We start from the raw sequence: 25,326 nt of genomic DNA on the forward strand, positions 1-25,326 counted from the left end.
TGACTCCTTCTGCTCTCGGTGCGGCGGCCCCCACTGGACTGCCCGAATTCACCCCTACACAAGATTGGACGCGTCATCCGCCCAATCGGTTCCACCTCCGTGGAAGATTTCTCGGCGAAGAGAACGGGATCACCGGACGATCACCAGCGACCGCACGACGTCCTCGCACACGCTCTCGATCGACTCCCACTCCTCGGCCAGGAACTGGCAGCCGACGCTCACCTGGAGGTCGCGTTCGACGAGTACGTGCCATCGCACCGCGGAACTCTCGTCGGGGAACTCGCTGTACGCGATGCCGGGTCTGCCTCCGAACACGACGTCGCGCTCGAGTTCGCCGAACAGTTCGGGCCGGCCGCGCTGCGCGATCTTCGACGCGAGCGTCGCCGCCACCTCGTCGTATCCGGAACCCTCTCGAACCGCGTTCTGCGTGATGATGATTCGCCTGTCGGCCCCACCTGCCGGCACCAATTCCAGCCGGGGCACGGCGGAGTTCGACGCGGGTGCCCGCTCCTTCCATCCGCTCGGCAGCGTTACACGAATGCCGCCCACCTCGAGGCTGGCGTCGGTCGTGGTGGTCGTCGGCACCGCGGACCGCGTGAGCGTCGGGGCCGGGGCCGCCGGTGCCGCACTCGCGTCGAGTGCGCGGACCGTTTCGGTGCCGGGGTCGGGGTCGCGAAGTGTGAAGACGAGAACGGCCCCGACGACCACTGCCAGCACCGCAGCCACCGCGAGAAAAGTGGGCCGCACGTTCCGCCGGCCCCCGCGATCCGACCCCTGCAGTGCCGGTTCGAGCCAGTTCGACTGCAGGACAGCCATCGTCGTCGGCGCTTCGTCGGCGTCGACCACGCCGACGACGAGTGCCCGGGCAATCTCTTCTCCGGTGACGATCCGGACATCGGTGTTCGCGGGCGCGACCGCGACCACGGCGTCCCGCATCGATGCGCGCTCCTGCGAATCTCCGGCCCCCGTCAGGAGGATTCCGTCGACCGGGCGATCACCGCGGGCCCGCGCACCGAGTTCCGCGATCGCCGCAGCCCACTCGTCGATCCCCTCGTCCGCGCAGAGCGACGGGTCGTGCTCGCATGCGACGACCCGGTATCCGCCGACCTCACCGACCACGTAACTGGCCGTCGCGCCCATCGTCCGGCTTTCGAGCACCAGCCATCGACCGCCGGAAGAAACAGCACCCTCGGCCGCCGCCACCGCGACCGGAACCAGCACGGTGTCGGCGGCAACCCGTGAACCCGCGGCGGCGAGCACATTCTGCCGCGCGGAACCCCACTCCGTCGGGTGCGACAGTACCGCCGTCGCGATCGGCAACGCCTCCCCCGCACCGCCGATCACAGACCGGTACACCGCGGTCAGTGCGTCGGACACCGCGAGAACACCACCGTCGACGTCGACGTACTCGTCGTCGACGAAGCACAGCGGCGTCGTCTCGCGTACCGCCCTCGTCACGCCCTGCACGCAGGACCACATGCCGGATTCAGTGAGGTGAATCGCGACCGACGACATCACAGCGGGGGCATCCACGCGAGCTGGATCAGGCCGGTACCCGCACGGTTGACCAGCGTTCCGCGCCCGGGAGGCATCGCGCTCGGACGGACGGTGCCGATGAGGTTGCCCTCCTCCCGGTTGCCGCTCATCACGAGGCCCGTGGATTGCAGATCACGCAGGCGTGCGATGACCGGCTCGTACATCGCCCGTGCCGCACCGCCGGAGCGTCGCGCGATGATCAGGTGGAATCCGATGTCGCGGGCGTGCGGCAGGAATTCGACGATCGCGGAGACGGGGTTCCCGCTCGAGGTCACGACGAGGTCGTAGTCGTCGATGACGACGAAGATTTCGGGGCCCGACCACCAGGACCGGTCGCGCTGCTGCTGGCGGCTGAACCCGGGACCCGGCATGCGCTCCTTCAGCAGGAACGCGAGATCCCTCATGTTCGTCCCCAGCAAGTCCTCGGACGGTGCGTACGAGGCGAGGTGCTCCGTTTCGACGACACCGAGCATCGTGCGCCGATAGTCGCCGAGAATGATCTTCGCCTGTTTGCTCGTGTTCGACGCCATGATGCCCTCGCAGATGTTCCGCAGGAGCGTCGTCTTACCGCATTCGGTGTCGCCGAAAACCAGGAAGTGGGGCTGCTCGGCGAAGTTCAGGAACATCGGGGCCAACTCGGCCTCGTCGAGGCCGATCGGAATCTGCAGACATGCCTGCGCAGGGTCCAGGTAGGACGGCCACCCCCCGGCAGCGTGGAGCAGGTCTTCGCGGGCGATCTGTGCCGGCAGCATTCGCACCTTTGGAGCGGGCCTGCCGTGGGTCGCGGCGGCGACGGCGGACACCGCGTGCGCCACCCCGGTTGCCAGGGCGGTCGGATCCGAGCTCCCGTCGAACCTCGGCAACCCGATGAGCAGATGCAGGCTGTCGCGGGTCATGCCGCGTCCGGGCCTGCCTTCGGGAACGAGTGCCGCGGTCTTGCGACCGAGGTCCGAGTCCGACGGGTCACCGAGCCGCAGCTCGATGCGCGTGCCGAGCTGATCCTTGAGCGCGGGCCGGACCTCGCCCCACCGTGACGCCGTGAGGACCACGTGCACGCCGTACGACAACCCCTGGGACGCAAGGTTGGTGATCTGCTGTTCGAGAGCCTCGAAATCCTGACGGATGCTGCCGAACCCGTCGATCACCAGGAACACGTCGCCGAACGGGTCCTGCGCGACCCCCGCAGCCGGGCCGCCGCTGCCGGGGTCGGAGGCACGTAGACGGCGGAACTCCGCCATCGACTCGACCCCGAGTTCGCGGAAACGCTCCTCGCGTTGACGCACGATGGTGTTCATCTCGGCGACGGTGCGTCGCACCCGGTCCACGTCGAGGCGGTTGGCGACCGATCCGACGTGCGGTAGTCCCGACAGTCCGGCGAGCGTGCCGCCACCGAAGTCGAGGCAGTAGAACTGCACCTGCTCCGCGGAATGGGTGGCGGCCAGCGACGTGATGAGCGTGCGGATCGCAGTGGACTTGCCCGACTGTGGTCCACCCACCACGGCCATGTTGCCGGTGGACCCGGACAGATCCACGACGAGCGGGTCGCGCCGCTGGTCGTAGGGTCTGTCGATGATCCCGATCGGTGCACGCAGCGAACTCAGTGCGGGAACCGGTTCGGTGAGAACGGACCTCGGCAGCATCTGGTCGAGGGTCGGCGCGGCGTCGAGGGGCCGCAGCCACACCTCGTGGGCGCGCGGTCCGCGGTCCTTGATCCGTTCGACCACGACGTCGATGGTGGTGCGGGTTTCCGCCGCCACCTCGGTCAGGTGGAGTGACTGTGGTTCGTCGTGGATCTCGACGACGTCGACGGCGACGGGTGCGGCCGTGAAGATCTTCGGCCGCAGGTCGACCGCCGCCTCACCGGGGCGCCGCACGTTGTCGACGCGACCGCCCTCGTAGGTGCCGGACACGTACGAGGCCTGGAAGCGGACGATCTCCGCGGAATCGCATTTGAGGTATCCGGCGCCCGGGGTCGCGGGCAGGTGGTAGGCGTCCGGTACACCGAGCACGGTGCGCGATTCGTTGGCCGAGAACGTCTTGAGGCCGATCCGGTACGACAGGTGGCTGTCGAGGCCTCGCAGTTTGCCCTCTTCCAGCCGCTGACTCGCCAGGAGCAGGTGGATGTGCAGCGACCGGCCGAGTCGGCCGATGGCGACGAAGAGGTCCGCGAACTCGGGCTGCTGGCTGAGCAGTTCGGAGAATTCGTCGACGACGATGAACAGCGCGGGCAGCGGGTCGAGGTCGGCGCCGGCCTGGCGGGCCTTCTCGTATTCGGTGACGTTCGCGAAGTTCCCGGAGGAGCGCAGAAGTTCCTGGCGTCGGTTCATCTCACCGGCGAGGGCGTCCCGCATCCGGTCGACCATCGCGAGTTCCTCGGCGAGGTTGGTGATCACCGCGGCGACGTGCGGCGCGTCCTCGAGGCCGAGGAACGTGGCGCCGCCCTTGAAGTCGACGAGGACGAGGTTGAGCGCCTCGGGCGAATGCGTCGAGATCAGCCCGAGCACCAACGTCCGCAGGAACTCCGATTTACCGGAACCGGTGGCTCCGATACACAGTCCGTGGGGCCCCATTCCGTTCTCGGCCGACTCCTTCAGGTCGATCTCGACCGGGTGACCGTCCACTCCCACACCGATCGGGACCCGCAGCCGGTCGCGGCCCTGGCGGGGCAGCCACGCGTGATCCGGGTTGAGACGGCCGACGTCGCCGATTCCCAGCATCTGGCTCCACGTCTGGACCGGCTGATCGTCGTCGCCGGCGTCCACTGCCGTATGCGACGCCGTCCGATACGGCGCGAGTCGCCGGGCCAGTGTTTCCGCCTGGTGAGCGCTGACGAGGTCCGCTGTCGCGAACATCTCCACTCCGACTCCGCTGCGGGCGCCGAGGGATCCGTCCTGCGCGACGAGTTGGAGGCCACGCGTGGCCGTCAGTCGCGGGCAGAAACCGCTGATGTCGAGAACGGAGACCGAGTCGACGCCGCCGTCGGTGATCATCCCCGATTCGCCCTCGAGAATCCCTCCGTCGACGACGATGACGAATTGCGGAACACCGGGCGCGGCGGGCGCGTTGCGCGAGAACCGGTTTCGCATCGACAGCTGGGGGCCGAGCGCGGATTCGAGTTCGAGGATCGAGCCGTAGATCATGCGGGACGAACCGACACCGTCGGACGAATCCGGATGCTGCGCGTGCGGCAGCCACTTCGCCCAGTCCCACTCGTGCTCCGTGTCGGGACCGCACACGACGGCGACCAGGAGATTGTCCGGGCCGTGGAATGCGCACAACTGCATGAGCATCGACCGCACCAGGGACCGTGCGGTACCGCGGTCCCCTTCGACGGAGATGGCCGCGAAGCCGCGCAGCGACACCGCGGTGGGCAGGTTCTGAACGACGGAGTGCGCGCGGACGAAGCGACGAAGCGACACCGCTGCAACCGGTTCCAGATCCTCCACCGGTCCGGTCTCCGGCGCGATCAGGCGGGTCGCGAGGCGCTGGCTTCCCCGGCCGACGCGCACGTGGCAGTAGTCGGGGTCGGTGATACGGCGCTCCCACATGCGAGCCGTGCCTGCGAGGGTCCACAGCAGACCGGGTTCGGGGTGACTCCAGTCGAGCGCTTTTCGCTGCTGCCCGCCGGTCTCGTTGACGTCGCGCCGCAGCTGATCGAGGTAGCGCAGGTAGTCCTTGCGGTCCTCGTTGGCCTCCGCCGCTTTCGGGCCACCACGGCCGCCGCCTGCCAGCATGCCGAGCATCGACACCATCATCATGACGGGAAAGAGCATCGACATCGGATTGCGGGCCATGCCCGACGAGAACATCAGGGCCATCATCCCGACCATGGCGACGACCATGACCACGGGAAGGAGCTTGGTCAGAAGGTTTCCGGGAACCAGACGTGGAATCTCGGGCGGAGCCTGCAAGCTCACTTCGCCGCCCGGAATGCGTGGTACTTCCCGTCGCGCTTTGCGCACGAATCGAATAGTGCTCACTACTCGCCCCCCATGACTACAACCGCCCCGAAAAAACCGTGCAGCCGATCCGATCCCGAAACTCCGGGTCCGCCCCCCTGGGCTCGATCCGCGAAGTCAGACACTAACCCATGGAGGGCGATCGGGCATATAGGAGGTCGTGCCCTGGTGGACACTGGAGGCACCGCCCGCAGTGTCGTAAGGTCACCCGTGATCAAACCGGACGACGATCCGTGATCTGTCGTCGATCGGTGTCGTAACGGCGCAGATGGGGTTGTGCGTCGGAAGAGTTGGGGGAATCGCAGTGTCCGTCACCCATGACGAATCGCGGGGATCCGCTTCGTCCACCCGTCCCGGTGCCGCGGCCGATCTGTGCCGCATCACCGTCCTGTCGACGCATTCGCAGGTCGACATGGCCGTGCCGTTCGGTGTGCCGCTTGCCATCCTCGTTCCGGGGATCGTCGACACCATTCGCACCCATCGCAGTACCAACGATTTCGACGACTCCCTCGAACAGTACGAACCGAGCGAGTGGGTTCTCGCGAAGATCGGGCACTCGCCGCTCTCGACCACGTTGACGTTGCACGAGCACGGAATCCGCGACGGGGATCTCCTCGTGCTGCAGAGTGTGCACGCCGGCGCACCGCCGCCGCTGTTCGACGACATCATGTACAACGTGGCGATCGCCGACGCCGAGGGCGACCGCGAGTGGACCCGGGGTTCCGCACGGGTCGTGGGCTCCGTCGCCGCCGTGCTCGGCACCGTCGTCGGTTCGTTCGCACTGTTGTGGTCCGGGGCGGGGACGGAAGGATTCCTGGGGGCGGGTTGTGCCGTCGCGACGGCCCTGCTGTTCCTGATCGCCGGCGCGGTCACCGGCCGCGTCTACGGCGACGCGCCCAGTTCCGTGGTCCTCAGCGGATGCGCCGTTCCCCTCTCGTTCGCCGCGGGAATTCTGTTCGTGCCGGGCGATCTCGGCGCTGCGCACCTGCTCCTCGGGCTCGCGCTGGCCGGTACCACCGCCGTTCTGGCGTTACGACTGGGCGGGGTCGGGCTGCGACTGTTCACGGCACTGTCGGTGACGTCCCTGTTAGGATCGATCGCCGCGCTCGTGGCCACGCTGTTCGGCAACCCGACCGCCGCGGTCGGCGCGGGCCTCGTGGCGGCGGCGCTGATCGGACTCGCCTTCTCGGCCCGGGTGTCGATACTGCTGGCGAAGCTTCCGCTGCCCCCGGTCCCCGCTCCGGGCACGTCGGTCGATCCGTCCGAGGACGACCCGGACGACGAGGTGACGATGCCCTCGTTCGACTCCCTCGCACAGCGAGCGGCACGTGCCCGCAAGTACCTCACGGGCCTGGTCGGCGCGATGACGGCACTCGCCGTGACCGGCGCCCTCGTCGCGGCGCACCCGGGCGTGCACGACGGAATCTTCTGGCCCGGACTCGCTCTCGCCGTCGCCACCGCCACCGTCCTGATGTTCCGGGGACGCACATACAGCAGCGCCGAGCAGGCCGTTCCGCTGATCGCGGGCGGGGTGACGATACTGGTTCTGCTGCTCACCGCCGCGGCTGTCGCCGTACCCGACTTCGCGATCGCATCGTTCGCGGTCGCGATCCTGTTCGCCGTCGGCGGGCTGGTGCTGGGAATCCTCGCCCCCCGCCGGACGTTCTCGCCCGTGATGCGGCGGGTGGCCGAGCTCATCGATCTGGCGGTGATCGCGTCGATCGTCCCGCTGGTGTGCTGGGTGACCGGTCTCTACTCGCTGATGCGTGGACTGTGAGGCGCCGGCTCACCCGCGTCGTCCTGGCCACCGCGATCGTGGCGGTCACCGCCGCCGTGGGTCAGGGCGGCGCCTCGGCTGTGGTGCCCGCTCCCGTGGACGTCGGACTTGTTCCACCGACGGACCGCCAGAAGGCCGAGCTACGCCGCAATTGCAAAGATGCCGTGCGCGTGCCCGACGGCCCCGACGTCCCGGCGGCCCAGCGCGACCTCGACTTCCAGTCGGTCTGGCCGATCACGAGGGGCGCCGGTCAGATCGTCGCGGTGATCGACACCGGCGTCTCGCGGCACCCCCGTCTCCCCGGACTCGTGGACGGCGGCGACCTCGTGGGGACGCAGACCGGAACGGTCGACTGCGACGCGCACGGCACTCTCGTCGCCGGGTTGATCGGCGCCTCGCAGGTGCCCGGCTCCGGTTTCTCCGGTGGCGCACCGGATTCGCGGATCCTGTCGATCCGGCAGTCGAGCAATGCGTACAACCCCGCCGGCCAGGCCGACGAGGTCGACAACGCCGGCAACTCGGTCGGCGGATACGGAAACGTTGTGACGATGGCGACGGCGATCCGGCGTGCGGCCGACCAGGGTGCGACCGTCATCAACATCTCCGAGGTCGCGTGCAAGACCGCTACGGAGGGGATCGGCAGCGGCGACCGGTACGTGGGAGCTGCCGTGAAGTACGCCGTCACGGTGCACAACGCCGTGGTGGTCGCGGCAGCAGGCAACTTCGGTTCCGGAGACTGCAAGATTCAGAATCCACCGGTCGACCCCCTCCGGCCCGGCGCCGATCTGTGGGACTCCGTCAGCACCATCGCGAGTCCCGCCTGGTACGACGACTACGTGCTCACCGTCGGCTCCGTCGAGCCAAACGGTTCGGCGAGCGACTTCAGCCTGGCCGGTCCGTGGGTCGACGTCGCAGCCCCGGGAACCGGTCTCACGTCACTGCACCCGACCACCGGCGACCTGACGAACACGGTGTACGCCCCAGAGGGCAACGCGGAGCCGGTGCAGGGAACGAGTTTCGCCGCCCCGTACGTCTCGGCGACCGTCGCCCTGGTTCGTTCGCGGTTCCCGCAACTGTCCGCACAGCAGGTCATGGCCCGCATCGAGGCCACGGCGCATGCTCCGGCAGAGGGGTGGAATCCGTCGGTCGGGCACGGGATCATCGATCCGCTGGCGGCAGTCACCGCCGACGTTCCCCTCGACGATGCCATCGTCGATCAGTCGAATTCCGTCGCGATCGAGGAGCTTCCGGCCGCTGCTCCCCCGGACCATCGGCCGCGCAACGTCGCAGTGGCGGCCACCGGAACGCTGAGCGCACTGCTCGTGCTCGGCGTCCTGGCGTCGTTCCCGCTCCGCCGCCGGTTCCGCTCGGCGACCGACCGGAACTGACCCTCCGCCCGACGGGGAGGATGCGGACGCCTGAACGAGACCGCGTCCTCCCCCGCGAACTCCTATCTGGATCCTGACGCGACAGCGGCAGGGTCGAGGTCCGGTGCGACACCGTCGTGTGCAACGAGCGCCGACGACTTTCCGAGCGAGGGGCCCTGCGCCAGGAGGGCGAGTATCTGCCAGGGCGCGAGAGGCTGGGCGCCGTCGAGCCCCAATGCCTTGGCAGAGTCTTTGTCCGCGTCCCTGTCCGGGATACCGAACCGAACTCCCGTGTCCGCGACGAAGAACCAGCTGTCACGTCGCGTGCTCGTGGGCTCGATGCCGGTGGACTGCACGAAACCGCTGGTTCCCGGTTGTACATAGACCGTGTCGGCGTTGTCGCCCGCGCCGTCCGCCTGGGCCAGTTCGACCGCGCGGGCGTCGCCCGGGATCGGGAGGGCGCGGCCCGCGACCAGCGACAGTTCGGCCGCCGGACCACTCGAGCCGGTCTCGTCCGGTGCACGGAGAGGCTTCCACGTCAGGCAGCTCACGGGACTGTCGGAGGCATCGACGATCGTGGGCGCCGACTCGGGAAAGCTGTCCACCTCAATCTGTTCCACGGAGGGGATTCGCTTGGTGGCGTCCGGCGGGACGCTCGACATCTCGGTGTCGCCGTGCGAGTCCGACAGGAAGATCAGGTTCGCGACGGCCGAGCTGATCTTCTGGATTCCGTCGCGAAGGACCACGTAGTGGGTGGCCTCGGAGCCGATCAGCGCCGTGAACACCGATCCCACGACCTTGTCCTGCAACGGATACCGAGGGCTGCTTCCGGCCCCCGGAATGACGGGAGCCGCGAGTGGCGGCACCTCGGGGATGGCGTTGACGAGGCCCTTGCTCACCGGACGCGGCCGGGCGCCTTCGAGGCCCAGCGCACGGGTGACAGCAGGGTCGTCCAGGTCGACCCTGGCCCGCTTGCCGCCGTAGATCAGGTACGACGCGTCGGAGGTCGACGCAAGCAGTGCCTGATCTCCCGTGAGGGACCCGCCGCCGTCGGAACCCTCCGTCTTCCCGACGATGACCGATGTTGTGACGGAATGATTTCCGTCGGCCGCGATCGAATCGCACACGGTCCACGGGGTCTTCGCCCCGGGGTCTCCGGCAGGCAGCGCCGACGGCGCGCCGGGGATCCCGACGAGGGCACCGCGCGCGCGGGTGTCGAGTTCGGATTCCTTGACGATCACCGGATTCTCGGACTTTCCGACGATGAGCCGGGCGGACGCGAGATTCAAAACGGGACGGAGAGTGTCGCCCATGACGACGAACATTGCGCCCGAGTCCTTGCCGACGACGATCGACGCGTCACCGATCTTGTCCTGCGGACGGAACAGCGCCAGCGCTGCGCACCCGGCGAGGCCGAGTGACGCGATCACAACCCCCACCGCGAGCGCGCGTGACTGCGACCGCATGGGGTCGTGCAACATTCGGACGTCGCGACGCACCAGGGCGTGCTCCATCCTTCTGACCAGAAAGCGATACCCGTTGACCTGCCACCGGGTGGTGGGTGTTACAGCCATTGTTCCTCCCCCGTGCTGCACAGCGCTCGGGGTGACACAGTACAGTTCCATCGACAATCTTCACGGCGGACGGGTACGGGTCTGCTGGGTTCAGGTATTCGGGGGAGGAACCATGGACCGCTCACGCGTCACACGTCGGCCGTCGTCTCTTCGGTTCTCGGCGACCGAGGTGATCATCGCACAACTTCTGGGGGTGACCGGCGGCGTCGTGGCCTCGCTGTGCGGGCTGGTCTGGTGGGGCGCCGTCGCACTTGCCGTCCTTCTCGTCGTCGCCGCGCTCGTCCGGGTAGGCGGCTGGTCGAGCCTGGACTGGGCCCGGACGTACTGGCGGTACTGCACCGAACCCGGCCGGACGGAGTCCCGCACCGTCGGTTTCCAGGCGCCGACCGGCCAGTCCGTCGGGCTCCGCTGGGACGGGGGGAACGTGGTCGCCGTCGTCGAGGTCCTTCCTCCCGCGGGCAGTCTCACCCAGATCACCCGTGACGGCTTCCAGACGACGCACGAACTCCCCACCGACGCGCTCGCCGCGTGCCTCGTGCAGCACGACATCTCGCTGACCGGAATCGACATCGTCAGCCACGGCTATCGCGCCGCGGCAGGCACACCCGCGACCGATGTGTACGACAGACTGGTCGGACCGCTCCCGGCGACGGCGACCCGGATGGTCTGGCTCGCCCTGCGATTCGACGCCACCGAGAGCGTCGCGGCTGTGGCCCGGCGAGGCGGCGGCGAGGAAGGCGCTTCCCGCGCGATCACGATCGCGGCCGGCCGGGTCGTGCGCGCCCTCGCCGATTCCGGCTGCCGCGCGCGGATTCTCACCGCCCCCGAGATCGACTCCGCCGCGCTGCAGATCAGTCGCGGCGTCGACCCGAAAACCTTCACGCAGACGTGGAAGCAGGCGCCGCTGCCCGGAGTGTGCAACACCGGCTACGGCGTCGACCCGCGGTACCTGACGAGAGATCTGCTCGCGAAGCTGTGGGTTCCGTCGAGCCTCGGCACGACGGTGACGATCCGTCTCCGCCCCAGCGGGTACGACGGCCAGGTGAAGATCGGTGCGGCCTGCCGGGTGACCACCCGGACGATGCCCGCGCCGCTCGCGATTCCCGGGCTCGTCTCGATGCAGGGCAGGCACAAGGACGGGCTGCTGTCCAATCTCCCCCTCGCGATGTCGGACCTCGACGACGTGATGCCGTTGACCGACATGTCCGTCGAGGAACTGCGCGCCTTGCAGTTGCCACCGGCGGGGTGCGGCCAGCTCATCGGTTCCGACGACTACGGCCACGGAATCACCGCCCGCATCGCAGGTCCCGGCGTCGGCATGGTCTATGTGGCGGGCGAGCTGTACCTCGCCCAGCAACTGGTGTTCCGCGCCGTTGCAACAGGTGCCCGGGTGCTCATCCACACCGATCGGCCCGACGCGTGGTCGTCGTTGATCGACTCCATCGCCACGCCTGACCGGTTGCGCATCGCGGGTCACAACCCGCAGTCCGACAATAGGTTCAACACGGTGGTGTTCGACGGCGTCAACGCGCTGCCGCACCGCGCCGGGGTCACAGCGATCTACCTGTACGGGGAGCCGAGTCAGTGGCCCGGCGCCGAACCGGACCTGTCCATCGTCCAGCCGAATGCTCTCGGCGACCGGATTCTTCTGTCGACGGGAGGGACGAGCATCGAACTGATGCTGGTCACGATCTCGTCCGAGACTGCGTTCATCGGCCGCCCGCGCGCGGTGGAGGAGTACCCGCCCGCCTACCAGTACTAGCCGGGGTACGGCGCGGTCTCGCGCTGAACCCGGACCGCGTCGGCCCACCACACCAACTGGGCCAGCATGCGGTCCGCCGAGTCGATGGCGGCGCCGTCGGTGGTCTGCCCCTGGTCGTCGAATCTCTTGCGCACCCGGTGGAAGCTCACACTCTGCCGGACCGACACCATGTGCAGTTCCGCCACCACCTGGCGTAGCTGTTCGGTGGCCCGGAGCCCGCCGGCCAGCCCACCGTACGACACGAAACCGATGGGCTTCGAACGCCATTCGTGTTTGAGACTGTCGAACGCGGTCTTCAGCGCCGCAGGGTAGCCGTGGTTGTATTCGGAGGTGACGGCCACGAATCCGTCGGCTCGGCCCACCCGCTCGCGGAATTCGTCCGTCACCGGGGAATCGCCGAGATCCTGCGGCAACGGCGTGTCGGCGAGGTCGATGACCCCCACGTCCAGTCCCGGGTAGGCGCGCGCACGTTCGGCGAACCAGCCGGCGACGACGGGAGCGATCCGGCCCACTCTGACGGACCCGATGATGATCTCGAGTCGGACGGGCTCGACTGCGGTCATGAACACACTCCTTCTTTCCGGGGCAATCCTGGAGGTCGACGATCCGGCTTCAGTCGCCGCAGCAGCCGCCGGGCACGGTCCGAACGTCCCGGGTGATCTGGTTGCGTGCCGCCAGATCCGCGTCTTCGGGGTAGTCGACCCGCACCAGGGACAGTCCGTGCGCGGGGGCCACCAGAATCGAACTCGACCGCGACTTCTCGCGGAGGAGACCCTCGATCCAGCCGAGATCGCGCCTGCCCTCCCCCACGGCGAGAACCGCACCGACGAGACTGCGCACCATCGACCAGCAGAACGCGTCGGCGCTGACGAAGGCGGTGAACACGTCGCCGTCGCGTTCCCAATCGAAACGCTGGAGATCGCGGACCGTGGTGGCCCCTTCCCGGCGTTTGCAGAACGCCGCAAAGTCGTGCAGTCCCAGCAGCATCGCGGACGCCGAGCGCATGAGTTCGAGGTCCAGGACCTTCGGATACGACACGGTGTCCCTCGCTCGGAGCGGGTCGGCACCGTAGACCGCCGATGTCAGGCGGTACTCGTAGTGCCTCCGCATCGCGGAGAACCGTGCATCGAAGTGTTCGGGCGCGAAGGAGATCCGCTTGATCCGCACATCCTTCGGCAGAAAGCGCGCGAGCCTGCGGACCAGCCGGGACGGGTCTTCCGGCAGGGCGTCGATCGGAACGTCGACGTGCGCGACCTGACCGGTGGCGTGGACGCCGGCGTCGGTCCGCCCCGCCACCGTGAGCTGCAACGGCGTGCGCAGGACGGCGCCGAGCTTCTCCTCGATCTCCCCGCACACCGTGCGCAGGCCGTTCTGGCGGGCCCACCCGGAGAAATCGGTTCCGTCGTACGCGATGTCCAGGCGCAAGCGACGGGTCTCATACGAAACGGGCCCGCCGTCCCCCGGGGGGACGACGGGCTCGTTCGATTCAGCGTGTGCCGAAACCAAGTGGACTAGTCCTTCTTGGCCTCTTCGGCCTCGGGAGCGTCGGCCGCGGTGGCGGTCTCGTCCTCGATGGCCTCGACGACGGCGTCAGCGTTCTCGACCTCGGCGTCGGTTGCCTCGGCCTCGACGGCCTCGACGACGTTCTCCTCGGCGGGAGCAGCAGCCGGCGCATCCTGCGATGCCTTCACGCGACGAGCACGGTCGGCCTCGGAGGTGACGGTCTTCTCCTTGACGAGCTCGATGATCGCCATCGGCGCGTTGTCACCCTTGCGGGGGACCGTCTTGATGATGCGGGTGTAGCCGCCGTCACGATCGGCGTAGAACGGGCCGATCTCCGCGAACAGGGTGTGCACGACATCCTTGTTGCGGATGACCTTCAGAACCTCGCGACGGTGAGCCAGGGTTCCGGCCTTGGCGTGCGTGACGAGCTTCTCGGCGTACGGGCGCAGGGCCTTGGCCTTGGACTCCGTGGTGGTGATGCGGCCGTGCTCGAAGAGCGCGGTAGCCAGATTGGCGAAGATCGCCTTCTGGTGCGAAGCCGACCCGCCGAAGCGAGCACCCTTCTTGGGCTTGGGCATGATGATCTCCTAGTAAAGGACCGTGAGCTACAGCTGTTCGGTCTCGGCGTAGTCCTCGGTGCCCTCGGCATCACCGAAGGAACCGGCGTCCGTGTCGCTCCACGTTCCGGTGGCGGCGTCGTAGCCGGCAACGGTGGTGGGATCGAAGGACGCGGGGCTGTCCTTGAGGGCCAGGCCGAGCGAATGCAGCTTGACCTTCACCTCGTCGATGGACTTCTGTCCGAAGTTGCGGATGTCGAGCAGATCGGACTCGGTACGGCCGACAAGCTCACCGACGGTGTGAACACCTTCGCGCTTGAGGCAGTTGTAGGAACGGACCGTCAGGTCCAGGTCCTCGATGGGCAGTCCGAACGAAGCGATGTGATCGGCCTCGGCGGGCGAGGGTCCGATCTCGATGCCTTCTGCTTCGACGTTCAGCTCACGGGCCAGGCCGAAGAGCTCAACCAGGGTCTTGCCCGCCGAAGCGAGCGCGTCCCGAGCGGTGATGGAGTTCTTGGTTTCCACATCGAGCACGAGCCGATCGAAGTCGGTGCGCTGCTCGACGCGGGTGGCCTCCACCTTGTAGGTGACCTTGAGCACCGGCGAGTAGATCGAGTCGACCGGGATACGGCCGATCTCGGCGCCGGACGCCTTGTTCTGGACGGCGGGGACGTAGCCGCGACCGCGCTCGACGACGAGCTCGATCTCCAGCTTTCCCTTGTCGTTCAGGGTGGCGATGTGCAGATCCGGGTTGTTCACGGTGACGCCGGCCGGGGGCACGATGTCGCCTGCGGTCACAGCGCCGGGGCCCTGCTTGCGGACGTACATGGTGACCGGCTCGTCCTCTTCGGAGCTCACGACGAGACCCTTGAGGTTCAGGATGATGTCGGTGACATCTTCCTTCACACCGGGAACTGTGGTGAACTCGTGCAGAACGCCGTCGATGCGGATGCTGGTGACAGCAGCGCCGGGAATCGACGAGAGCAGCGTACGGCGGAGCGAATTGCCGAGTGTGTACCCGAAGCCTGGCTCGAGGGGCTCGATGACGAACTTCGAGCGGTTGTCAGCGATGACCTCTTCGGTCAGCGTGGGTCGCTGAGAAATGAGCATTGGATTTCCTCCTGTACGGGCGTCCGCTATTTGACGCCCACGATGGGAAAGGCACTTCGTGCCCGTGCGCCTTTCCGGTAGTCGGAACTACCGGAAAGGCGCACGAGCCGTCAGGCCTACTTCGAGTAGTACTCGACGATGAGCTGTTCCTGCAGAGGAACGTCGATCTGCGCACGCTCGGGAAGCTGGTGAACCAGAACCCGGAGACGTCCACCGACAACCTGCAGCCAACCCGGGATCGGGCGATCGCCCTGGGTCTCGCGCGCAACCTGGAAGGGAAGCGTCGACAGCGACTTGTCCTTGACATCGATGATGTCGTACTGCGAGACGCGGTAGCTGGGGATGTCGACCTTCTTGTTGTTCACGAGAAGGTGACCGTGCGTGACCAGCTGACGGGCCTGGCGGCGGGTGCGAGCCAGTCCGGCGCGGTACACGACGTTGTCGAGACGCGACTCCAGGATGCGGAGCAGGTTCTCACCGGTCTTACCGGGGCGGTTGTTCGCCTCCTTGTAGTACAGGCGGAACTGCTTCTCCATGACGCCGTAGGTGAAGCGAGCCTTCTGCTTCTCCTGCAGCTGGAGCAGGTACTCGCTCTCCTTGATCCGCGCGCGGCCGTGCTGGCCCGGCGGGTAGGGACGACGCTCGAACGCCTGGTCGCCTCCAACGAGGTCGACGCGCAGACGACGCGACTTGCGGGTGATGGGTCCGGTATAACGTGCCATTTTTTTCTACCTATCCTTCCCGCTAGACCCGACGCCGCTTGGGCGGACGGCAGCCGTTGTGCGGCTGGGGGGTGACATCGGAGATGGTGCCGACCTCGAGGCCTGCGGCCTGAAGCGAGCGGATCGCGGTCTCACGGCCGGAGCCGGGGCCCTTGACGAAGACGTCGACCTTCTTGACGCCGTGCTCCTGCGCCTTGCGGGCTGCGTTCTCTGCGGCCAGCTGGGCGGCGAACGGGGTCGACTTACGCGAACCCTTGAAGCCGACGTGTCCCGAGGACGCCCAGGAAATCACGTTTCCGGCGGGGTCCGTGATGGACACGATGGTGTTGTTGAACGTGCTCTTGATGTGAGCGGCGCCGTGCGGGACGTTCTTCTTGTCCCTGCGACGCGCCTTCTGGGTCTTCTTCGGACCGGTGCCACGTGACTTGGGGGGCATTACTTCGCCTTCTTCTTGCCTGCAATGGTGCGCTTCGGACCCTTACGGGTGCGGGCGTTGGTCTTGGTGCGCTGACCACGCACGGGCAGACCACGACGGTGGCGCAAGCCCTGGTAGCAGCCGATCTCGATCTTGCGTCGGATGTCGGCCTGGACCTCGCGGCGAAGGTCACCCTCGACCTTCAGCGACTCCTCGATGTACTCGCGGAGCTTGGCCAGATCCTCGTCCGAGAGATCCTTGCTCCGCAGATCCGGGCTGACGCCGGTGGCGTCCAGGATCTCCTTGGAGCGGGTACGGCCGATGCCGTAGATGTAAGTAAGTGCGATCTCCATCCGCTTTTCACGGGGAAGATCGACACCTGCGAGACGTGCCATGTCGGCATTCCTATCGGTGTGCGGAGGTCTGCTCCCAGTCCATCCCCTGTGCCTCTTCAAACGTCGGCGGTCTCGCGACCGGCGATGCTTCAACTAACTCAGTGGGGCCCCGGCCTCCGTGCCGGGGGTGAACCAGTACCTGCTCGAGAGCCGTGGGTACTGGCTGGTGCTGGGAGGTCATCTTTGCTTGTTGCCAAGCAGATCCTCGAAAAGCGGAGATCTAGCCCTGACGCTGCTTGTGGCGCAGGTTCTCGCAGATCACCATGACCCGGCCGTTACGACGGATCACCTTGCACTTTTCGCAGATCTTCTTGACGCTCGGCTGAACCTTCACGTCTTCTGATCTCCTGTTTTGTGGCAGCCCACTACGCAGATCCGCAGCGGACGTACTTCTCCCCGACCTGGTCGGGCGGGGAAGCTTTTACTTGTACCGGTAAACGATGCGTCCGCGCGACAAGTCGTAGGGCGACAGCTCCACGACAACGCGATCTTCCGGGAGGATGCGAATGTAGTGCTGACGCATCTTTCCGCTGATGTGGGCGAGAACCTTGTGGCCGTTCTCGAGCTCAATGCGGAACATCGCATTGGGCAGCGGCTCGACTACTCGTCCCTCGACCTCGATGGCCCCGTCTTTCTTAGCCATATCCTCCGCGATCCATGTGGTTTGGCGTGCTTATTGCATCTGTTTCCGTTACCGTGGCGCCCAATGGGATCTTCACCGGCCGAAACATGAACAATCCGGATCGAATCCGGCACTGGGCACGCAGACAACCGGCACGCATAGCGCACCGTTGATCCATGTTACGGGAAATTGCTCACCAGGCCAAATGCGGTCCCCGGCGGACCCGCCCGCCCGGCGAGAATTCCGCTTCCGAACCCCACCGGTCACGACTCGAAGGATGGTGTGCGTGCGCGCCCTGGTACAGCGAGTGACGTCCGCGTCGGTCCGGGTCGACGGCGACGAGGTGGGACGGATCACTCCCCCGGCCGGCGGCCACGGGCTGCTCGTCCTGGTCGGCGTCACCCACACGGACGACGCGGCAAAGGCGGCTCTGCTCGCGAAGAAGGTGTGGACCATGCGCATCCTGGAGAACGAGCAGTCCGCCGCCGACCTCGACGCCCCCGTGCTCGTCGCCAGTCAGTTCACGCTGATGGCGGACACCCGCCGGGGCAGGCGCCCGTCCTGGTCCGCCGCGGCGCCGAGGCCCGTGGCGGAACCACTGGTGGACGAATTCACCGGCGCCCTGCGCGAGCTGGGCGCCACCGTCGAGACGGGTGTGTTCGGCGAACACATGGAGATCAGCCTCGTCAACGACGGTCCGGTGACGCTGCTGATCGACGTGTAGGCCCGCGCCCGCGGGCGCTCGCTACTCCGGACGCAGGGTGAGGATGCGCGGTCCGTCCTCGGTGACAGCGACGGTGTGCTCCCAATGCGCGGCACGAGTGCCGTCCGTGGTGACGACAGTCCAATCATCCTCGAGGACAACGGTATCCGTGGTCCCGAGGGTCAGCATCGGTTCGATCGCTAGAACGGATCCGACCACCAGCTGGGGTCCCTTGCCCGGGGCTCCCTCGTTGGCGAGGAACGGCTCCATGTGCATTTCGCGGCCGATGCCGTGACCGCCGTAGCCGTCGACGATGCCGTACTTGCGGTCGTGCGCGACCTCGGCGGCGCGGGTACCGAGTTCGATGGCATGCGAGATGTCGGTGAGCCGGTTGCCGGCCAGCATGGCCGCGATGCCCGCCTCCATCGACAGCCGGGTGGCCTCGCTGAGTTGCTGGTCCGCTTCGATGATGTCGCCGACACCGAAGGTCCACGCAGAATCGCCGTGCCAGCCGTCGAGAATGGCGCCGCAGTCGATGGAGACGAGGTCTCCCTCGGCGAGAATGTCTTCTGCCGAGGGAATCCCGTGCACCACGCGATCGTTCACGGACGAACAGATCGACCCGCTGAACCCGTGGTAGCCCTTGAACGACGGCACGGCGCCTGCGCCGCGGATGACCGACTCGGCCACCTCGTCGAGTTCGAGCGTGCTCACACCCGGCTTCGCCGCTTCGCGGACCGCGACGAGAGCCGCACCGACGATGGCACCGGCGGCCGCCATCGCGTCCAGCTCGCCCGCGGTCCGGAACGGAACGACCTTGCGTTTACGCCCGAAGCCCATTACTTGCCCAGCGCTGCCAGTGCGCGAGCGTTGACCTCATCGACCTCACCGAGGGCGTCGACGGTCACCAGCTGCTCCTTGTAGTAATCGAGCAGCGGCGCGGTCTCCTCGCGGTACACCCGGAGCCGGTTGCGGATGACGTCCTCCTTGTCGTCGGCGCGGCCACGGGCCAGCATCCGCTCGACCACGACGTCTTCGTCGACGATGAACGACAGCACTGCGTCGAGCTTGGTGTTCAGCTCGGCCAGGATCGCCTCGAGCGCCTGGGCCTGGTCGACGGTCCGGGGAAAGCCATCCAGGAGGAAACCGTTGGCCGCATCGGGCTCGCCGACGCGGGCCTTCACCATGTTGTTGGTGATCTCGCTGGGAACCAGGTCCCCGGCATCCAGGTACTTCTTCGCCTCGAGGCCGAGAGGGGTGGCCTGGCCGATGTTCGCGCGGAACAGGTCGCCCGTGGAGATGTGCGGGACGCCGAGCTTCTCGGACAGAATCGCGGCCTGGGTGCCCTTGCCTGCACCGGGAGGACCAAGGAGGACAAGTCTCACTTGAGGAACCCTTCGTAGTTACGTTGCATCAATTGACTTTCGATCTGCTTGACCGTGTCCAGGGCGACGCTGACGAGAATCAGCACGGCCGCACCACCGAAGATGCTGCTGGAGGTCTGGCTTCCGGACAGGAAGAAGTGGGGCAGCACCGCGATCAGGCCGAGGTAGATCGAGCCGGGAACGGTGATGCGGTTGAGCACGTAATTCAGGTAGTCCGCGGTGGGGCGACCCGGGCGGATACCGGGGATGAAGCCGCCGAACTTCTTCATCTCGTCCGCGCGCTCTTCCGGATTGAACGTGATCGCGACGTAGAAGAACACGAAGAACACGATCAGCGCGAAGTAGATCACGATGTACACCGGGTTGTTCGGATTCACCAGGTACTCGTTGATGATCCGCTGCCACCAGCTGGGGTCGGCGGACGACGTGGCACCGGTGAGCTGCGCGATGAGGTTCGGCAGGTACAGCAGCGAGGACGCGAAGATGACCGGGATGATGCCGGCCTGGTTGACCTTCAGCGGCAGGTACGTCGACGAACCGCCGTACATCTTGCGGCCGACCATGCGCTTGGCGTACTGCACCGGGATGCGCCGCTGGCCCTGCTCGACGAAGACCACGCCGGCGATGATGGCGAGCGCCGCGACGCAGATGATCGCGAAGATCAGTCCCCCGCGGCTGTCCAGGATGGCCTTGCCCTCGGACGGCAGGCGGGACGCGATACCCGAGAAGATCAGCAGCGACATGCCGTTGCCGACGCCGCGCTCGGTGATGACCTCGCCGAACCACATGACGAGGGCAGCGCCCGCGGTCATGACCAGCACGATGATCACGAGGCCGAAGATGCTCTTGTCGGCGATGATCTCTTCCTGGCATCCCTGCAGCAGCTGGCCGCGCGACGCGAGCGCCACGATGCCGGTGGCCTGCAGGATCGCCAGGGCGATCGACAGATAGCGCGTGTACTGCGTCATCTTCGCCTGGCCGGACTGGCCTTCCTTCCGGAGTTCCTCGAACTTCGGAATGACGACCGTCAACAGCTGGACGATGATGCTGGCCGTGATGTACGGCATGATGCCGATCGCGAAGATGGACAGCTGCAGCAGTGCACCGCCGGAGAACAGGTTGATCAGCGAGTAGATGCCCGCGGAGTCGCCGCCCGACAGCTGATCGACGCACGATCGGACGTTGCCGTAGTCGACACCCGGCGACGGGATCACCGCGCCGATGCGATACAGCGCAACGAGACCGAGCGCGATGAGGATCTTCCGCCTCAGGTCCGGGGTCCTGAGGGCCGAGACGAAGGCGGAAAGCAAAGATCCTCCTGGCACGACGGTGGGGAGACGAAGTCGTAACCGACTTGTCCGTGAATGAACTCTAGAACTCTAACAGTGGCAACTGAACGCACAGTTGGGAGACCTGCGGCAGTGCTTCCCGTACAGCCGCAAATGGCCGCAGTACAGCGCGAGGCTGTACTGCGGCCATCTACTGGCTAGCGGTGATAGCTCACAGCTCGGTGGCGGTACCACCGGCAGCAGCGATCTTCTCCTTGGCGGAGCCGGTGAACTTGTCGACCGTCACCTGGACGGCGACAGTCAGGTCGCCGTCGCCGAGAACCTTGACGAGCTGGTTCTTGCGAACGGCACCCTTGGCAACGAGGTCCTCGACCGTGACCTGTCCACCTTCGGGGAACAGACGGGCGATGTCGCCGACGTTGACGACCTGGTACTCGGTGCGGAACGGGTTGGTGAAACCCTTGAGCTTGGGCAGACGCATGTGCAGCGGCATCTGTCCACCCTCGAAGGCGGCGGGCACGTTCTTGCGGGCCTTGGTGCCCTTCGTGCCGCGACCTGCGGTCTTGCCGCGCTTGCCGCCTTCACCACGACCGACGCGAATCTTGTCCGACTTGGCTCCCGGCGCGGGGCGCAGGTGATGCAGTTTGATGGTCATGGTTAGACCTCCTCAACTGTGACGAGGTGGCGCACCACGTTGATCAGACCGCGGTTCTGGGCATTGTCCTCGCGGACAACCGTCTGACGGATGCCCTTCAAGCCGAGGGTGCGCAGCGAGTTCCGCTGGTTCTGCTTGGTACCGATGGTGCTCTTGATCTGAGTGACCTTGAGTTCGGCCATTACTTCACGCTCCCAGCCTGTGCGCGCGCACGCAGCATGCCGGCGGGGGCAACGTCCTCGAGGGCGAGACCGCGGCGAGCGGCAACTTCCTCGGGGCGCTGCAGGCCCTTGAGCGCAGCGACGGTCGCATGCACAACATTGATGGCGTTGTCGCTACCGAGCGACTTCGACAGAATGTCGTGGATGCCGGCGCATTCCAGCACGGCACGCACCGCGCCACCGGCGATGACACCGGTACCGGGGCTTGCCGGACGCAGCATGACGACGCCCGCTGCGGCCTCACCCTGAATCGGGTGCGTGATGGTGCTGCCGATCATCGGCACGCGGAAGAAGCTCTTGCGAGCCTCCTCGACGCCCTTCTGGATGGCCGCAGGAACTTCCTTGGCCTTGCCGTAGCCGACGCCGACCAGTCCGTTGCCGTCGCCCACGATCACCAGAGCGGTGAAGCTGAAGCGACGACCACCCTTGACGACCTTCGACACGCGGTTGATCGTGACGACGCGCTCGATGTGGTTCGACTTCTCGGCCGACTGTCCGCCGCGACGATCGTCGCGACCGCCACCACGACGGTCGCCGCCGCCGCGGTTGTCCCCGGTGTTGGGGCCATTCTGTCCGGCGGGTCCGCTTCCGCCGTCACGCCTCTGACGTCCCGGCATCAGGCTGTCCTTCCGTTCATGTACTCGGTCTTGGTCATCAGAACTTCAACCCGCCTTCGCGAGCTGCGTCCGCAAGGGCCGCGATGCGACCGTGGTAGCCGTGTCCGCCGTGGTCGAACACGACGGTCTCGACACCGGCTGCCTTCGCGCGCTCGGCGATCAGCTGACCGACCTTCGCACTGAGGGCCTTCTTGTCGCCGTCCGCTGCACGCACGTCGGCCTCGGTGGTCGACGCCGCGGCCAGGGTGTGGCCTGCGAGGTCGTCCACGAGCTGGACGTGGATGTGGCGCGAGGACCGGTTGACGACCAAGCGGGGACGCTCGGGCGTGCCGGAGACCTTCTTGCGGAGACGGAAGTGACGACGCACCTTCGACAGGCGACGCTTCGTGGACGCATCCTTGCCGAGCGGAACCCGCTTGGCTTTCTGGTTTGCAGTCTGGCTCATATCACTTACCCGTCTTTCCGACCTTGCGGCGGATCTGCTCACCCTCGTAACGCACGCCCTTGCCCTTGTACGGGTCCGGACGACGGAGACGACGGATGTTGGCCGAGATCTGCCCGACCTTCTGCTTGTCGATGCCCGACACCGAGAACTTGGTGGGCGACTCGACCGCGAAGGTGATGCCTTCCGGAGCCTCGATCGGGACCGGGTGGCTGTAGCCGAGTGCGAACTCGAGGTCCTTGCCCTTCAGAGCAACGCGGTAACCGACGCCGTGAATCTCCATCTTGGTGGTGTAACCGTCGGTGACACCGGTGATGAGGTTCTGCACCAGGGTGCGAGACAGACCGTGCAGCGCGCGGCTGCGACGCTCGTCGTCCGGACGGGTCACGCTGAGCGTGCCGTCGTCGTTCTTCGCAATGGCAATCGGCTCGGAGATCGTGAGGGCCAGCGAGCCCTTGGGACCCTTGACCGTGACGTCCTGGCCGTCGATCGAGACGTCGACGCCGCCGGGGACGGTGACGGGAATCTTTCCAATACGCGACATTGTGGTGGCCTCCCTTACCAGACGTAGGCGAGGACTTCCCCGCCCACTCCTTGATTGGCCGCCTGGCGATCGGTGAGCAGGCCGGTGGACGTGGAAATGATCGCCACGCCGAGGCCGCCCAGAACCTTGGGCAGGTTGGTGGACTTCGCGTACACACGCAGACCGGGCTTGGAGACGCGGCGCACGCCGGCAAGGCTGCGCTCACGGCTCGGGCCGTACTTCAGGTCGACGATGAGGGTCTTGCCCACCTCGGCGTCTTCGGTGCGGTAGTCGGCGATGTAACCCTCGCGCTTGAGGATCTCGGCGATGTTCGCCTTGATCTTCGAGTGGGGCAACTTCACCTCATCGTGGTACGCCGTGTTGGCGTTGCGCAGACGTGTCAAGAAGTCTGCGATGGGGTCGGTCATGGTCATGAGGTTGACCTCTACCTTTCTCACAACGGTTCCCTCTGCCGTTTCCGGCGCAGGCCTATCGCGAAGTAGGTCTTACGTTTCCCGGTCCGAGGTTACGAACCGGAAGTCTGTGGGGGTGACGCCGTCGCCGTTGCGGCGACGGCGTCACCGGCTCACCAGGAGCTCTTGTGAACGCCGGGCAGCTCGCCGGCGTGCGCCATCTCACGGACGCAGATTCGGCACAGGCCGAACTTGCGGAACACCGAGTGCGGACGGCCGCAGCGCTGGCAGCGGGTGTAGGCGCGCACCGCGAACTTGGGCTTCTTGTTGGCCTTGTTGACCAATGCCTTCTTAGCCATTAGCTCAGTTCTCCTTGAACGGGAAGCCGAGGTGCTTCAGCAGGGCACGGCCTTCTTCGTTGTTGGTCGCGGTGGTCACCACGGTGATGTCCATGCCGCGCGGGCGGTCGATCTTGTCCACGTCGATCTCGTGGAACATCGACTGCTCGTTCAGGCCGAACGTGTAGTTGCCGTTGCCGTCGAACTGGTTGCCCGACAGGCCGCGGAAGTCCCTGATGCGGGGAAGCGCGACGGACACGAGACGGTCCAGGAACTCCCACATGCGGTCGCCACGCAGCGTGACGCGGGCACCGATCGGCATTCCCTCGCGGAGCTTGAACTGCGCGATGGACTTGCGTGCCTTGCGGATCTCGGGCTTCTGACCGGTGATCAGAGCGAGATCGTTGACGGCACCGTTGATCAGCTTGGCGTCGCGCGCGGCGTCACCGACACCCATGTTGACGACGACCTTGACGACGCCGGGGATCTGCATCACGTTGGCGTAGTCGAACTCGGTGTTCAGCGCAGCCTTGATCTCCTCGCGGTAGCGAGTCTTCAGGCGCGGCTGGATCTTGTTCTCAGTGGAGGTCATGTCAGATGTCCTTCCCGTTCTTCCGGGAAATCCGAACGCGCTTGCCGGACTCTTCGTCGGTCCGGTAGCCCACGCGAGTGGGGTTGCCGTCCGAGTCGACGACCGCGACGTTGGAAACGTGGATCGGGGCTTCCTGCGTGACGATGCCGCCGGAGGAAGCTCCGCGCTCGTTCGCGGAAACCGCGGTGTGCTTCTTGATGCGGTTCACGCCTTCGACGAGGACCTTGTTGGTCGCGGGGTAGGCCTGGATGACCTTGCCCTTCGCGCCCTTGTCCTTGCCGGCGATGACCAGCACGGTGTCACCCTTGTGCACCTTCATCACAGCACCTCCGGGGCGAGCGAGACGATCTTCATGAACTTCTTCTCACGCAGCTCACGGCCGACGGGGCCGAAGATGCGGGTGCCACGGGGATCGTTGTCCGGCTTGATGAGGACGGCGGCGTTCTCGTCGAACTTGATGTACGACCCGTCCGGACGGCGGCGTTCCTTGGTGGTGCGGACGATGACGGCCTTGACGACCTCGCCCTTCTTGATGTTTCCACCCGGGATGGCGTCCTTGACGGTGGCGACGATGATGTCACCGATCCCGGCGTAGCGGCGAGACGAACCACCGAGAACGCGGATGCAGAGAATCTCCTTGGCACCCGTGTTGTCGGCGACGCGCAGCCGCGACTCCTGCTGAATCACTTACTTCTCCTTGACCTGGACTGTTGCACGGCAGATTTCCGACCCGACGTGCGCGGTCTGCACCCGTGCCCTGCGAGAGGGGCCGCCCGGGTGGGCGGCACAACGGTGGGGTTGCCGTGCGTCTGCCGCAAGGCAACCCCACCATCGTACTGGATGCATTAT

29 protein-coding genes are annotated in these 25,326 nt (G+C 66.5%); 4 read left to right on the top strand and 25 right to left on the bottom strand.

Annotated features, from left to right (window positions below; translation table 11 throughout):
* Positions 1–129: 129 nt before the first annotated feature.
* On the bottom strand, positions 130–1,533 hold the full coding sequence (locus tag BLV94_RS13535; protein ID WP_244163590.1) for a type VII secretion-associated protein: 1,404 nt from the start codon (positions 1,531–1,533) through the stop codon (positions 130–132).
* A complete protein-coding gene (gene eccCa, locus BLV94_RS13540; protein WP_072945726.1) occupies positions 1,515–5,516 on the bottom strand; it encodes a type VII secretion protein EccCa in 4,002 nt (1,333 codons plus the stop codon). Before eccCa ends, BLV94_RS13535 begins: the two co-directional genes overlap by 19 nt.
* Positions 5,517–5,799: 283 nt before the next feature.
* Between eccCa and eccD the strand changes: the two genes are divergently transcribed.
* Both eccD and mycP read left to right on the top strand, forming a co-directional pair.
* Positions 5,800–7,272, top strand: coding sequence for a type VII secretion integral membrane protein EccD (gene eccD, locus BLV94_RS13545; protein ID WP_072945723.1), 1,473 nt, complete (start codon positions 5,800–5,802; stop codon positions 7,270–7,272).
* A complete protein-coding gene (gene mycP / locus BLV94_RS13550) occupies positions 7,269–8,660 on the top strand; it encodes a type VII secretion-associated serine protease mycosin (protein ID WP_072945721.1) in 1,392 nt (463 codons plus the stop codon). Before eccD ends, mycP begins: the two co-directional genes overlap by 4 nt.
* A gap of 62 nt (positions 8,661–8,722) precedes the next feature.
* On the opposite strand, the gene eccB is transcribed toward mycP, so the two are convergent.
* The gene (eccB, locus tag BLV94_RS13555) at positions 8,723–10,213 is read right to left on the bottom strand and encodes a type VII secretion protein EccB (RefSeq protein ID WP_072945718.1); all 1,491 of its coding nucleotides are present in this window, start codon (positions 10,211–10,213) and stop codon (positions 8,723–8,725) included.
* A gap of 112 nt (positions 10,214–10,325) precedes the next feature.
* On the opposite strand from eccB, the gene eccE reads away from it, so the two are divergent.
* Positions 10,326–11,975 (top strand): type VII secretion protein EccE, encoded by a 1,650-nt coding sequence (gene eccE / locus BLV94_RS13560; RefSeq protein WP_072945716.1) that lies wholly within the window; start codon positions 10,326–10,328, stop codon positions 11,973–11,975.
* Here eccE and BLV94_RS13565 read toward each other — a convergent pair.
* From BLV94_RS13565 to infA, 9 genes are all read right to left on the bottom strand, one after another.
* The gene (locus tag BLV94_RS13565) at positions 11,972–12,538 is read right to left on the bottom strand and encodes an NADPH-dependent FMN reductase (protein WP_072945714.1); all 567 of its coding nucleotides are present in this window, start codon (positions 12,536–12,538) and stop codon (positions 11,972–11,974) included. The genes eccE and BLV94_RS13565 overlap by 4 nt on opposite strands.
* Positions 12,539–12,587: 49 nt before the next feature.
* Complete coding sequence (gene truA, locus BLV94_RS13570; RefSeq protein ID WP_174705528.1) at positions 12,588–13,481, bottom strand: tRNA pseudouridine(38-40) synthase TruA; 894 nt, start codon at positions 13,479–13,481, stop codon at positions 12,588–12,590.
* A gap of 5 nt (positions 13,482–13,486) precedes the next feature.
* The gene (gene rplQ, locus BLV94_RS13575) at positions 13,487–14,056 is read right to left on the bottom strand and encodes a 50S ribosomal protein L17 (protein ID WP_011598158.1); all 570 of its coding nucleotides are present in this window, start codon (positions 14,054–14,056) and stop codon (positions 13,487–13,489) included.
* Positions 14,057–14,083: 27 nt separating this feature from the next.
* Positions 14,084–15,145, bottom strand: coding sequence for a DNA-directed RNA polymerase subunit alpha (locus BLV94_RS13580; protein WP_005239684.1), 1,062 nt, complete (start codon positions 15,143–15,145; stop codon positions 14,084–14,086).
* Positions 15,146–15,261: 116 nt separating this feature from the next.
* Positions 15,262–15,867 (bottom strand): 30S ribosomal protein S4, encoded by a 606-nt coding sequence (gene rpsD, locus BLV94_RS13585; protein ID WP_005239683.1) that lies wholly within the window; start codon positions 15,865–15,867, stop codon positions 15,262–15,264.
* Between the two features lie 22 nt (positions 15,868–15,889).
* A complete protein-coding gene (rpsK, locus tag BLV94_RS13590) occupies positions 15,890–16,303 on the bottom strand; it encodes a 30S ribosomal protein S11 (protein WP_009479376.1) in 414 nt (137 codons plus the stop codon).
* Entirely contained in the window at positions 16,303–16,677 is a 375-nt protein-coding gene (rpsM, locus tag BLV94_RS13595; protein ID WP_005239677.1) for a 30S ribosomal protein S13, read from the bottom strand. The genes rpsK and rpsM overlap by 1 nt, the downstream gene beginning before the upstream one ends.
* Before the next feature lie 220 nt (positions 16,678–16,897).
* A complete protein-coding gene (gene rpmJ, locus BLV94_RS13600) occupies positions 16,898–17,011 on the bottom strand; it encodes a 50S ribosomal protein L36 (protein ID WP_003938068.1) in 114 nt (37 codons plus the stop codon).
* Positions 17,012–17,098: 87 nt separating this feature from the next.
* The gene (gene infA, locus BLV94_RS13605) at positions 17,099–17,320 is read right to left on the bottom strand and encodes a translation initiation factor IF-1 (protein ID WP_003418601.1); all 222 of its coding nucleotides are present in this window, start codon (positions 17,318–17,320) and stop codon (positions 17,099–17,101) included.
* A gap of 265 nt (positions 17,321–17,585) precedes the next feature.
* Here infA and dtd point away from each other — a divergent pair, with 265 nt between their 5' ends.
* Positions 17,586–18,023, top strand: coding sequence for a D-aminoacyl-tRNA deacylase (dtd, locus tag BLV94_RS13610; RefSeq protein WP_072945822.1), 438 nt, complete (start codon positions 17,586–17,588; stop codon positions 18,021–18,023).
* Positions 18,024–18,044: 21 nt separating this feature from the next.
* Here dtd and map read toward each other — a convergent pair whose 3' ends face one another.
* From map to rplN, 13 genes are all read right to left on the bottom strand, one after another.
* Positions 18,045–18,842, bottom strand: coding sequence for a type I methionyl aminopeptidase (gene map, locus BLV94_RS13615; protein ID WP_072945709.1), 798 nt, complete (start codon positions 18,840–18,842; stop codon positions 18,045–18,047).
* Positions 18,842–19,387, bottom strand: a complete 546-nt coding sequence (locus tag BLV94_RS13620; RefSeq protein WP_072945707.1) for an adenylate kinase — start codon at positions 19,385–19,387, stop codon at positions 18,842–18,844. The genes map and BLV94_RS13620 overlap by 1 nt, the downstream gene beginning before the upstream one ends.
* On the bottom strand, positions 19,384–20,697 hold the full coding sequence (secY, locus tag BLV94_RS13625) for a preprotein translocase subunit SecY (protein ID WP_072945705.1): 1,314 nt from the start codon (positions 20,695–20,697) through the stop codon (positions 19,384–19,386). The genes BLV94_RS13620 and secY overlap by 4 nt, the downstream gene beginning before the upstream one ends.
* A 190-nt stretch (positions 20,698–20,887) precedes the next feature.
* Positions 20,888–21,331, bottom strand: coding sequence for a 50S ribosomal protein L15 (gene rplO, locus BLV94_RS13630; RefSeq protein WP_005239667.1), 444 nt, complete (start codon positions 21,329–21,331; stop codon positions 20,888–20,890).
* 2 nt (positions 21,332–21,333) lie between these two features.
* Positions 21,334–21,513, bottom strand: a complete 180-nt coding sequence (gene rpmD, locus BLV94_RS13635; protein ID WP_005253859.1) for a 50S ribosomal protein L30 — start codon at positions 21,511–21,513, stop codon at positions 21,334–21,336.
* Positions 21,513–22,169, bottom strand: coding sequence for a 30S ribosomal protein S5 (gene rpsE / locus BLV94_RS13640; RefSeq protein WP_072945703.1), 657 nt, complete (start codon positions 22,167–22,169; stop codon positions 21,513–21,515). The genes rpmD and rpsE overlap by 1 nt, the downstream gene beginning before the upstream one ends.
* 37 nt (positions 22,170–22,206) lie before the next feature.
* A complete protein-coding gene (rplR, locus tag BLV94_RS13645; protein WP_072945701.1) occupies positions 22,207–22,614 on the bottom strand; it encodes a 50S ribosomal protein L18 in 408 nt (135 codons plus the stop codon).
* Between the two features lies 1 nt (position 22,615).
* Positions 22,616–23,155, bottom strand: coding sequence for a 50S ribosomal protein L6 (rplF, locus tag BLV94_RS13650; RefSeq protein WP_009479371.1), 540 nt, complete (start codon positions 23,153–23,155; stop codon positions 22,616–22,618).
* A gap of 14 nt (positions 23,156–23,169) precedes the next feature.
* Positions 23,170–23,568 (bottom strand): 30S ribosomal protein S8, encoded by a 399-nt coding sequence (gene rpsH / locus BLV94_RS13655; RefSeq protein WP_005239657.1) that lies wholly within the window; start codon positions 23,566–23,568, stop codon positions 23,170–23,172.
* Between the two features lie 152 nt (positions 23,569–23,720).
* A complete protein-coding gene (locus BLV94_RS13660) occupies positions 23,721–23,906 on the bottom strand; it encodes a type Z 30S ribosomal protein S14 (RefSeq protein WP_005239644.1) in 186 nt (61 codons plus the stop codon).
* A gap of 4 nt (positions 23,907–23,910) precedes the next feature.
* Positions 23,911–24,477, bottom strand: coding sequence for a 50S ribosomal protein L5 (gene rplE, locus BLV94_RS13665; protein ID WP_005239642.1), 567 nt, complete (start codon positions 24,475–24,477; stop codon positions 23,911–23,913).
* Position 24,478: 1 nt separating this feature from the next.
* Positions 24,479–24,796, bottom strand: a complete 318-nt coding sequence (rplX, locus tag BLV94_RS13670; protein ID WP_005239640.1) for a 50S ribosomal protein L24 — start codon at positions 24,794–24,796, stop codon at positions 24,479–24,481.
* A complete protein-coding gene (gene rplN / locus BLV94_RS13675) occupies positions 24,796–25,164 on the bottom strand; it encodes a 50S ribosomal protein L14 (RefSeq protein WP_005239639.1) in 369 nt (122 codons plus the stop codon). Before rplN ends, rplX begins: the two co-directional genes overlap by 1 nt.
* Positions 25,165–25,326: the final 162 nt, after the last annotated feature.

The sequence above is a fragment of the Rhodococcus koreensis genome, assembly GCF_900105905.1.
GTDB classification, from domain to species: Bacteria; Actinomycetota; Actinomycetes; order Mycobacteriales; family Mycobacteriaceae; genus Rhodococcus_F; species Rhodococcus_F koreensis.

What these genes read in the sequence shown, in the direction of transcription:
- rpmD (WP_005253859.1), bottom strand. Translation starts at nt 21,513, where the DNA reads ATGGCCGAACTCAAGGTCACTCAGATCAAGAGCACCATCGGTACCAAG.
- map (WP_072945709.1), bottom strand. Translation starts at nt 18,842, where the DNA reads ATGGGCTTCGGGCGTAAACGCAAGGTCGTTCCGTTCCGGACCGCGGGC.
- rpsD (WP_005239683.1), bottom strand. Translation starts at nt 15,867, where the DNA reads ATGGCACGTTATACCGGACCCATCACCCGCAAGTCGCGTCGTCTGCGC.
- BLV94_RS13565 (WP_072945714.1), bottom strand. Translation starts at nt 12,538, where the DNA reads ATGACCGCAGTCGAGCCCGTCCGACTCGAGATCATCATCGGGTCCGTC.
- rplO (WP_005239667.1), bottom strand. Translation starts at nt 21,331, where the DNA reads ATGACCATCAAACTGCATCACCTGCGCCCCGCGCCGGGAGCCAAGTCG.
- eccE (WP_072945716.1), top strand. Translation starts at nt 10,326, where the DNA reads ATGGACCGCTCACGCGTCACACGTCGGCCGTCGTCTCTTCGGTTCTCG.
- rpsM (WP_005239677.1), bottom strand. Translation starts at nt 16,677, where the DNA reads ATGGCACGTCTCGCAGGTGTCGATCTTCCCCGTGAAAAGCGGATGGAG.
- BLV94_RS13660 (WP_005239644.1), bottom strand. Translation starts at nt 23,906, where the DNA reads ATGGCTAAGAAGGCATTGGTCAACAAGGCCAACAAGAAGCCCAAGTTC.
- eccB (WP_072945718.1), bottom strand. Translation starts at nt 10,213, where the DNA reads ATGGCTGTAACACCCACCACCCGGTGGCAGGTCAACGGGTATCGCTTT.
- rpsH (WP_005239657.1), bottom strand. Translation starts at nt 23,568, where the DNA reads ATGACCATGACCGACCCCATCGCAGACTTCTTGACACGTCTGCGCAAC.
- rpsK (WP_009479376.1), bottom strand. Translation starts at nt 16,303, where the DNA reads ATGCCCCCCAAGTCACGTGGCACCGGTCCGAAGAAGACCCAGAAGGCG.
- rpsE (WP_072945703.1), bottom strand. Translation starts at nt 22,169, where the DNA reads ATGCCGGGACGTCAGAGGCGTGACGGCGGAAGCGGACCCGCCGGACAG.
- rplX (WP_005239640.1), bottom strand. Translation starts at nt 24,796, where the DNA reads ATGAAGGTGCACAAGGGTGACACCGTGCTGGTCATCGCCGGCAAGGAC.
- rplQ (WP_011598158.1), bottom strand. Translation starts at nt 14,056, where the DNA reads ATGCCCAAGCCCAAGAAGGGTGCTCGCTTCGGCGGGTCGGCTTCGCAC.
- rplE (WP_005239642.1), bottom strand. Translation starts at nt 24,477, where the DNA reads ATGACCTCCACTGAGAACAAGATCCAGCCGCGCCTGAAGACTCGCTAC.
- rplF (WP_009479371.1), bottom strand. Translation starts at nt 23,155, where the DNA reads ATGTCGCGTATTGGAAAGATTCCCGTCACCGTCCCCGGCGGCGTCGAC.
- infA (WP_003418601.1), bottom strand. Translation starts at nt 17,320, where the DNA reads ATGGCTAAGAAAGACGGGGCCATCGAGGTCGAGGGACGAGTAGTCGAG.
- rplR (WP_072945701.1), bottom strand. Translation starts at nt 22,614, where the DNA reads ATGAGCCAGACTGCAAACCAGAAAGCCAAGCGGGTTCCGCTCGGCAAG.
- BLV94_RS13580 (WP_005239684.1), bottom strand. Translation starts at nt 15,145, where the DNA reads ATGCTCATTTCTCAGCGACCCACGCTGACCGAAGAGGTCATCGCTGAC.